The sequence below is a fragment of the Campylobacter concisus genome, from assembly GCF_902460575.1.
GTDB classification, from domain to species: Bacteria; Campylobacterota; Campylobacteria; order Campylobacterales; family Campylobacteraceae; genus Campylobacter_A; species Campylobacter_A concisus_AW.
In genome coordinates this window covers 528,879-537,051 of the sequence record NZ_CABPUY010000001.1, presented here as the reverse complement: position 1 = coordinate 537,051, position 8,173 = coordinate 528,879, and the positions used below count along the sequence as shown (strand labels likewise).

The 8,173-nt window shown below is 41.0% G+C and carries 10 protein-coding genes and 1 pseudogene; 7 read left to right on the top strand and 4 right to left on the bottom strand.

Going from position 1 to position 8,173, the window contains the following annotated elements; translation table 11 throughout:
* Positions 1-14: 14 nt before the first annotated feature.
* Positions 15-287, bottom strand: coding sequence for a 30S ribosomal protein S15 (gene rpsO, locus F3G76_RS02675; protein ID WP_004317763.1), 273 nt, complete (start codon positions 285-287; stop codon positions 15-17).
* Between the two features lie 146 nt (positions 288-433).
* On the opposite strand from rpsO, the pseudogene F3G76_RS02670 reads away from it, so the two are divergent.
* From F3G76_RS02670 to F3G76_RS02640, 7 genes and pseudogenes are all read left to right on the top strand, one after another.
* Positions 434-837: pseudogene (locus F3G76_RS02670) on the top strand (Rrf2 family transcriptional regulator).
* A gap of 2 nt (positions 838-839) precedes the next feature.
* Complete coding sequence (flhA, locus tag F3G76_RS02665; protein ID WP_009294148.1) at positions 840-3,035, top strand: flagellar biosynthesis protein FlhA; 2,196 nt, start codon at positions 840-842, stop codon at positions 3,033-3,035.
* A gap of 9 nt (positions 3,036-3,044) precedes the next feature.
* Positions 3,045-4,070 (top strand): DHH family phosphoesterase, encoded by a 1,026-nt coding sequence (locus tag F3G76_RS02660; protein WP_103617639.1) that lies wholly within the window; start codon positions 3,045-3,047, stop codon positions 4,068-4,070.
* Positions 4,067-4,294, top strand: coding sequence for a hypothetical protein (locus F3G76_RS02655; RefSeq protein ID WP_012140046.1), 228 nt, complete (start codon positions 4,067-4,069; stop codon positions 4,292-4,294). The genes F3G76_RS02660 and F3G76_RS02655 overlap by 4 nt, the downstream gene beginning before the upstream one ends.
* 9 nt (positions 4,295-4,303) lie before the next feature.
* Positions 4,304-4,714, top strand: coding sequence for a tetratricopeptide repeat protein (locus F3G76_RS02650; protein WP_149705842.1), 411 nt, complete (start codon positions 4,304-4,306; stop codon positions 4,712-4,714).
* A 17-nt stretch (positions 4,715-4,731) separates the two neighbouring features.
* Positions 4,732-5,661, top strand: coding sequence for an aspartate carbamoyltransferase catalytic subunit (locus F3G76_RS02645; protein WP_002942659.1), 930 nt, complete (start codon positions 4,732-4,734; stop codon positions 5,659-5,661).
* Positions 5,662-5,663: 2 nt separating this feature from the next.
* The gene (locus F3G76_RS02640; protein WP_149705841.1) at positions 5,664-6,941 is read left to right on the top strand and encodes a dihydroorotase; all 1,278 of its coding nucleotides are present in this window, start codon (positions 5,664-5,666) and stop codon (positions 6,939-6,941) included.
* Positions 6,942-7,028: 87 nt separating this feature from the next.
* Here F3G76_RS02640 and F3G76_RS02635 read toward each other — a convergent pair whose 3' ends face one another.
* The 3 genes from F3G76_RS02635 to F3G76_RS02625 all read right to left on the bottom strand — a co-directional run bounded on the left by F3G76_RS02635 (position 7,029) and on the right by F3G76_RS02625 (position 8,075).
* Positions 7,029-7,379, bottom strand: coding sequence for a zinc-binding metallopeptidase family protein (locus F3G76_RS02635; protein WP_223227398.1), 351 nt, complete (start codon positions 7,377-7,379; stop codon positions 7,029-7,031).
* A gap of 270 nt (positions 7,380-7,649) precedes the next feature.
* Positions 7,650-7,829 (bottom strand): hypothetical protein, encoded by a 180-nt coding sequence (locus F3G76_RS02630; protein WP_149702832.1) that lies wholly within the window; start codon positions 7,827-7,829, stop codon positions 7,650-7,652.
* Complete coding sequence (locus tag F3G76_RS02625; RefSeq protein ID WP_009294123.1) at positions 7,830-8,075, bottom strand: helix-turn-helix domain-containing protein; 246 nt, start codon at positions 8,073-8,075, stop codon at positions 7,830-7,832.
* Positions 8,076-8,173 lie beyond the last annotated feature (98 nt).

Sequence of the window (8,173 nt, the reverse complement as noted above, 5' to 3'; positions counted from 1 at the left end):
CGCTCTCCGTGAGATTATTTATCTCTTAAGCCAAGCTCAGAGATTAGTTTTGAATATGTAGTGTAGTCTTTGTTTTTAAGATACTTTAAAAGTCTTTTTCTTTGACCAACTAGTTTCAAAAGACCTAAACGTGATGAAAAGTCTTTTTTGAAAATTTTAAGGTGTTCTGTAAGTTCAGTTATTCTAGCTGTTAAAAGAGCTATTTGAACTTCTGGAGAGCCTGTATCTCCCTCTTTTCTAGCGAATTTCGCAACTATTTGAGCTTTTTTAGCCGAATCCAAAGCCATGATGACCTCCTGATTGGTGAATTTTGGAAGAGCGATTATAGCATTTAAAACATAAAATTAGATAAAACGGCGCTTTTTAAAAATTAATGAAAAATGCAGTAAAAATTTTATAAAATAAGGGCTATTTAAAGAGTTAAGGAAGATAAATGCTTTTTACAAAGGCAAGCGAATACGCTCTACTTTCGCTTATTTTAATATCTCAAAAATCATCGCCAGTTGATGTTGATACGATCTCAAATGAGCTTAAAATTTCAAAAAGCTTTCTGGCAAAAATTTTACAAAATTTAGCAAAAGATGGAGTTTTAAAGTCATTTAAAGGAGCAAATGGCGGTTTGCACTAAACGGCGAACCTGAAAATCTAAGTATAAAAAAGATAATCGAATGCGCCGAAAAGCGTGAGCTAAGCGTCTTTGAGTGCTCATCTTCAGCGCTTGGTTGCCCATCAAACAAAGCCTCAAGCTGTCAAATTTGGTCGATGTTTAGCGGCCTTCAAGGCAAGATCGACGAGATGCTTGACGCGATAAAACTAAGTGACATCGTTAAGAAGTAAAGTTGGCAAAGCAAAAAAATAATATCTTGACTCTTGTCGCACCGTTTCTTGCGCCAATTGTCAAATTTAAAAGTCTTAGCATCGTTGGCATCATCGTTGCCATCCTTGCTATCATCATCGTGCCGCTTCCAAGCGCGGTGCTTGACTTTTTCTTGGCACTTTCGATCTCGATTTCTGTGCTTATTATTTTGATCTCTATTTACGTGCCAAAACCAACTGACCTTAGCACGTTTCCGACGCTCATTCTCATCATCACGCTTTTTCGCCTCTCGCTAAACATCGCAACCACGCGTATGATCTTAAGTGAGGGTCACAACGGCCCAGAAGCGGTCAGTGAGATCATCTCAAGCTTTGGAAATTTCGTCGTTGGTGGCAACTTTGTCATCGGCACCATCGTCTTTTGTATCTTGGTGCTCATAAATTTCATGGTCGTAACAAAAGGTTCAACCCGTGTGAGCGAGGTGCAAGCTCGTTTTACACTTGATGCTATGCCTGGTAAGCAAATGGCGATAGATGCGGACCTAAACGCAGGTCTAATAGACGAAAAAACAGCGCGCGAAAGACGTCAGGCTATAATCGGCGAGGCAAATTTCTACGGCGCGATGGATGGTTCGTCTAAATTTATAAAAGGTGACGCCGTCGCTGGTATCATCATCACTATCATTAACATCATCGGCGGCTTTGCTATCGGCTCGTTTCAGCACGGCCTTGATATGGCGACATCGGCTCAGTACTATACGATCTTAACTATCGGTGATGGCCTTGTTAGTCAGATCCCAGGACTTATCACTTCAACAGCGACTGCCATCATCATCACAAGGGCTAGCAAGGACGACGAGGACTTTGCAGAAGGCACGCTAAATCAGCTATTAGGAGACTATAAAACCTTGCTGATAGTGGGCTTCATACTATTTATGTTTGCCCTTGTGCCAGGTCTGCCAACCCTATCTCTTGGCTTTATAGCGCTGCTATTTTTGGGGCTTGGCTACATCATAAAGCAGACCAAAGATGGTGGGCTAAATTTAAGCCTTGCGCCAAAAGAGAAAACTGCTTCTAAAAAGGCTGGAGCCGCTGCGCCAAGTGGGGCAGGGGCGGCAGCTGCGAGTGGTGGGGCTACTAAGGCGCCAAAGAAGAGCGACGAAGAGATCGCAAGAGAAGAAGAGACAAAGATAAATGACATCTTAAAGCTTGAAATTTTAGAGCTTGACCTAGGATATGGCTTGCTAAAGCTAGCTGATGTGGATCTCATTGAGAGAATTCGTGCTATGAGGCGAAATATCGCTTCAAGTCTTGGCTTTTTGATGCCAAAGATAAGGATCCGCGATAACCTCCAGCTACCACCAAACGAGTACCGCTTTAAGCTAAAAGGCATCGTGATCGGTCAAGGCGAAATTTACGCTGATAAATTTCTAGCGATGGATAGCGGACTAGTGAGCGAAGATATCGAAGGTATTCCGACAAAGGAGCCAGCTTTTGGGCTAGACGCTCTTTGGATTGATGCTAGCGTCAAAGAGGACGCCATACTTAGTGGATATACGATAGTTGATCCTGCAAGCGTCATCTCAACGCACATGAGCGAGCTTATCAAACAAAATGCAGCCGAGCTTCTAACTCGCCAAGAGACACAAAATTTACTAGACAAACTAAAGATCGACTACCCAGTCGTGGTCGAAGACACGCTAAGGATCGCACCTATAAATTTGATCCAAAAGGTCTTAAAAACGCTGCTTAAAGACAATATCCCGATCAAAGACCTACTTAGCATACTTGAAGCCATCAGCGACATCGCCGAGGTTAGTAAAAATTTAGATATGATCATCGAGCACGTGCGTGCAGCGCTTTCGCGTGTCATAACTTCGCTTTATGTAGATGAAAAGGGACAGCTAAATTTCTACATCCTAGACACCGCCGCACAGCAAAAACTCATGGATGCGGTGCAGTATAAAGACGGAGCATATCACTTGATGATAAACGTGGCGCAGACGTCATCTATCGTGCAGGCGCTAAGGCGTGAAAAAGAGAAGCGACCGATGAGTCAGCACGGAGAAATGGTGCTTTGCGTGGAGCCAAGCCTTCGCAAATTTATAGCAAATATCTGCGCAAATTTCGCCATCGACATAGTGGTGCTAAGCTTTGCTGAGATCTCGGCAAATACGCCATTTGAAACAGTTGGCGTCATAGAAATAGAAAATTTATAAAGGAAAAAGATGAAAATTTATCACCTCTCACACACCGATCTTGACGGATACGGCGCGCAATACATAACAAATTTTTACTTCAAAGATGTGAAATTTCTAAACTCAAACTACGGCAGAGAGATAGATGATAAATTTGCTCAAATTTTAGATGAGATAGATGCCTCTAATGATGATAAAAACGTCATTTTAATCACTGATCTAAATTTAAGTCTAGCTCAGTGTGAGAGCTTTGAGGAGATGATAGAGGGTAAAAATATAAAGCTATTTTTGCTAGATCATCACCAAAGTGGTGCCGAGTGTGCGAGCGCTTACTCATGGTACTTTTTGGATAGCTCAAGGTGCGCTACAAAGATCACTTACGACTTTTTTGCGGGCATTTTTGGTCAAAACAAAGAGCTTGAAATTTTTAGTGACGTCGTAAATGCCGTGGATATCTGGCTAAAAGATGATAAAAATTTCGAGATGGGCAAGGTCTGCTTGGGGCTTGTAGCAAATGCTAAAGAGATAAATAAGGTGATGTTTGAAGCTGAAAACAACCTTTATATGGATCACATCTTAAAAGAAGCGAGCAAATTTTTTAACGAGAAAAACGACTACATAGGCCTTGATATGCAAGTGCATGCTATTAAAAAGTCATTTTTCAAAGAAGATAAGGACGATACGCTAAGCAACCTGATCTCAAACTACGTCGTAAAAAAACTTAGTGAAAATAAAGAGAAATTTAGCATAAGCTATAAAGATCATAAAGGAATTTTAACCTACAATGTCGGCAATGTTTCGGTTATCGGCAACGACTTTTTAGTGGCAAATCCTGAATTTGACTTCTTTATCGACGTGACAAATAAAAAAACACTAAGCTTTCGTGCAAATGGCAAGCTTGACGTTAGCGCCATGGCAAAACACCTAGTTGGCGGCGGCGGACACGTCAATGCTAGCGGTGGGCTCTTTGCAAATTTCAAAGATGGCTTTAGCTATGAGCCGATCAAGGCGCAGATAGTTGATCTAATAACTAAAAAAACACAGGAGGAGATATGAAAGAAGAAGAGGTAAGCGTAGAGGAGCTTAGCTACGAGCTTAGTATGGTGCTTGAGGCGATGTTTTACTATGCTGGCGTGAAAAAAGAGAAGCTTGAAGAGGCGGCAAATCTCTATGTCGAGTGCATCGATGATGCGCTAGAAAACTCTGATGCTAGCGGTAGCGACGAGGTCATAGAGATAGTTGAATATATGAAAAAACACCATCCAAAGTTATTTAAATAAGGAGAAAATATGAAGAAAATTTTAGTTTTAGCGGCGGCACTTTTTGCGTTAAATGCTATGGCAAATGAAAATTTAGACAAGGCAAATGAGCTTTATGCGAAGAAAAATTTTAACGAGGCATATCTTGCTTTTAATAAAGCTTGCGGCGAGGGCGAGAAAAAAGCTTGCACGATGAATGCGATCATGCTATTTAACGGCGATGGCGTGGCAAAAGATAAAGCTCAGGCTGAGAGAATTTTTACAAAAATGTGCGACGAAAATGAGGGCATGGCATGCGAAAAACTAGGCGAGATGACAGCTTATGGTCTTATAAAAGACAAAGATGATAATGAAGCAAAAAGCGAAGAGAAGGCAAAAGCTTTGTTTAAAAAAGCTTGCGACAACGGCTATAAACCAGCTTGCGACTTTGTAACAAAATAGATCAAAAAGGGCTTAAAATGGGCTACAAACATAAAGATTTGATAGGAACTAGAGAGCTTAGCAAGGAAGAAATTTTATATTTTCTAGAGGCGGCAAAAGAGTTTAAGGAGCTAAATTTAAGCCAAGTGAAAAAAAATGACTACCTTCGTGGAAAGACCACGATCAACGCATTTTATGAAAACTCGACAAGAACAAGGACATCCTTTGAGATCGCAGCAAAGAGGCTTGGGGCTGATACGATAAATTTCAGCTCATCAAGCTCTAGCGTGACAAAGGGCGAGAGCCTAAATGACACGATGAATAACATGGCTGCTATGAGAACTGATATCATCGTGCTTCGTCACCCAAGCTCTGGGGCGGCGAAATTTGCAGCTGATAGGACAGAAGCTAGTGTCGTAAATGCAGGAGACGGCACAAATGAGCATCCAAGCCAAGCTCTGCTTGATCTTTTCACGCTAAGAGAGCATGGCAAAATTTTGGATAAAAACCTAAACGTGGCGATTATCGGCGACATCGCTAGAAGCCGCGTGGCAAGGTCTGACATCTGGGCGATGAAGAAATTTGGCATAAATTTAAAGCTATTTGCGCCAAGGATGATGATGCCAAAAGACGCTGAGGTATTTGAGTCTCAAATTTGCAAAAATATGGAGGAGGCTTGCGAGGGCAGCGACGTCATCATCATGCTTCGCATCCAACTAGAGCGTGGCGGTGCGGACGTGGCGTTTCCAAGCTCGAGAGAGTACTCAAAATTCTTTGGACTAAATAAAAATAGAATAAAGCTAGCAAAGCCTGACGCGATCGTGCTGCACCCAGGACCGATAAATAGGGGCGTGGAGTTAAATTCAGACGTGGCTGATGGCACGCACTCAGTCATACTAAATCAAGTTGAAAACGGCGTTGCTATAAGAATGGCGATACTAAATACGCTTGCAAAAAATAGGGGCTAACGATGAAAATAGCAATAATTAACGGCACTATCGTAAATAGCGACGAGAAATTTAAGGCAAATATCCTAATAGAAAACGGCAAAATAGCCAAAATCGGAAGTGAGAAATTTGAGGCTGATAAGGTCATAGACGCTACAAATAAGCTCGTAATGCCAGGACTTATCGACATGCACGTGCATTTTCGCGATCCTGGTCAAGAGTATAAAGATGACATCATCTCAGGCTCGCAGGCGGCTGTGGCTGGAGGAGTGACTACCTGCCTTTGCATGGCAAATACAAACCCAGTAAATGACAACGCTTCAATCACAAGGGCAATGATAGAAAAGGCTAAAAACTGCGGACTGATCGATCTTTTGCCGATCGCAGCCATTAGTAAAGGGCTTGGTGGCAACGAGATCGTTGAAATGGGCGATCTTATAGAAGCTGGCGCAGTTGCATTTAGTGATGACGGCCTACCAGTGACTAGCTCAAGCGTGATGAGAGCGGCACTTGAGTACTCAAGCATGTTTAATAGCTTTTGTATAAGCCACTCAGAGGACTGCTCGCTTTGCAGGCAGGGCGTCATGCACGAGGGTAAGGTCTCAGCCATACTTGGACTTCGCGGCATGGCGAGAGAGAAAGAGGAGATCGCAGTGAGCCGTGATATGCTGCTCGCAAAGCTCACTAAAGCGCACATCCATATCGCTCACGTAAGCTCAGAGTACTCGCTAAAGATCATCGAAATGGGTAAAAAAGAGGGCATAAACATCACTTGCGAAGCCACACCACACCACTTTAGCTTTAGTGATGATGAAATTTTGAAAAATGCCTACGATACAAATTTCAAAATGTCACCGCCACTTCGTGAGATAAGCGACGTAAAAGCGGTAAGAGAGGCGCTAAAAAGCGGTCTTATAGACGTTATTGCGACCGATCATGCCCCACACCACACGGACGAAAAGATAGTGGAATTTGACAAGGCGCCATTTGGCATCATCGGACTTCAAACCCTTGTGCCGCTCACTCTTAAGCTCGTAAATGAGGGCATTATAAGCTTAGAGCGCATGGTTGAGCTAACATCTACAAATGCGGCTAAGATGCTAAATTTAAAAGATAAAGGCAGGCTTGCTGAGGGCATGCTAGCTGACATCACGGTGATAGACCCTGAGATCGAGTATATTTATGATGAGAAGATAAACCGCTCAAAATCGGTAAATTCTCCACTCTTTGGCAAAAAGCTAAAAGGTGCAGCGACTACCACGATAAAAAGTGGCAAGATCGTTTATGAGTTTGGAAAATAGTCTAAATTTGCTCGCACTTGCGGGCAAATTTGCTTTAGATGCTTTGAAATATAAAATTTGCTAGAAATTTCTAGCAAATTTTACTTTTTATGAGTTATATTTTTTAACGATACCGCGAACTACTTTTTCTATAAAAAGCGCAGAAGCAACTTCGCAGTGCTCTCTTGTAGAGTGAGGTGAGTAGATATTTGGTCCAATAGAACATGCACTAAGACCCGCTTTTTTCTCCAAAAGCACTCCACACTCAAGTCCAGCATGCACAGCTGTTATTCTTGCATTTGGCTTATAAATTTTAAGCTCTTCTAAGATGTCGTTTGCAAATTTATCATTTATAGGCTTCCAAGCTGGGTTTCTGTCTTTTGAAATGACGTTAAAACCAACCGCTTTTGCAAGCTCTGAAATTTCAAACTCCATTCTATTTAGGCCGTCTTTACTCATTGATCTTGCGAAAAACTCCCCAAGTTTATAGATAAGAAATGTAAAAAGAATACGCAATAAAGAAGTGTATAGAAAATAGGTTAGTGACACTAAATTGATAAATTTGCGTTTGGCTACTGGAGCTACCATTTATAGATATTTTGATAGCTAAGATAGATGCTCATTAAGATAAGCGGAGCAAAAGCCTATATAAATAGGTAGGATAAAATTTATTTGACAGCCTTTTTGGCTACTAAATTTATGAAATAACTAAACTTCAAGCCAAAAATACTAAATTTTGGCTCTTTTTTCTCTTGCTTTTTTGATCTTATTTTTAACTACATGAAATTTTGAAACTGCAGCCGAGCATAGATCCTTGTAGGTAACTAAAATTTTTGACTCTTTTTTAGTGCAAATGACTGCAAAAACGCTCTCAAGGTCGATTCTCTCTTTTTGTGTTAAATTTTCCATCTATTTTCCTAGCAATTTTCTCATCTTATTGACAACAAATAATATTTCATCATCGTCAAGCTCACATAGCAGTTTGCAAACAGCAGCAGCAGCTTGTGGCTTTGAGTTTCCAAGTCTCCAGTCCTGATATGTTCTCATAGGCACGCCAAGATCTTCTGCCATTTTTGCTTGTGAAATTTTCTTACCGATATTTTTTGCTTCAACTGCATTGTGAAGCAAATTAAATATATCACTTGTTTCAATCATTGAAGAATTATACGTTATTTATCATTAAATATACCTAAAATATTATATAAATAATGTAAAATAGTATATAAATATCAAGATTAAGTATTAAACATACT

Bases quoted from the DNA above. Each gene is read 5' to 3' on its own strand.
- rpsO (WP_004317763.1), bottom strand. From the start codon at position 287: ATGGCTTTGGATTCGGCTAAAAAAGCTCAAATAGTTGCGAAATTCGCT.
- F3G76_RS02660 (WP_103617639.1), top strand. From the start codon at position 3,045: ATGAAAATTTATCACCTCTCACACACCGATCTTGACGGATACGGCGCG.
- F3G76_RS02655 (WP_012140046.1), top strand. From the start codon at position 4,067: ATGAAAGAAGAAGAGGTAAGCGTAGAGGAGCTTAGCTACGAGCTTAGT.
- F3G76_RS02650 (WP_149705842.1), top strand. From the start codon at position 4,304: ATGAAGAAAATTTTAGTTTTAGCGGCGGCACTTTTTGCGTTAAATGCT.
- F3G76_RS02645 (WP_002942659.1), top strand. From the start codon at position 4,732: ATGGGCTACAAACATAAAGATTTGATAGGAACTAGAGAGCTTAGCAAG.
- F3G76_RS02640 (WP_149705841.1), top strand. From the start codon at position 5,664: ATGAAAATAGCAATAATTAACGGCACTATCGTAAATAGCGACGAGAAA.
- F3G76_RS02635 (WP_223227398.1), bottom strand. From the start codon at position 7,379: ATGAGTAAAGACGGCCTAAATAGAATGGAGTTTGAAATTTCAGAGCTT.
- F3G76_RS02630 (WP_149702832.1), bottom strand. From the start codon at position 7,829: ATGGAAAATTTAACACAAAAAGAGAGAATCGACCTTGAGAGCGTTTTT.
- F3G76_RS02625 (WP_009294123.1), bottom strand. From the start codon at position 8,075: ATGATTGAAACAAGTGATATATTTAATTTGCTTCACAATGCAGTTGAA.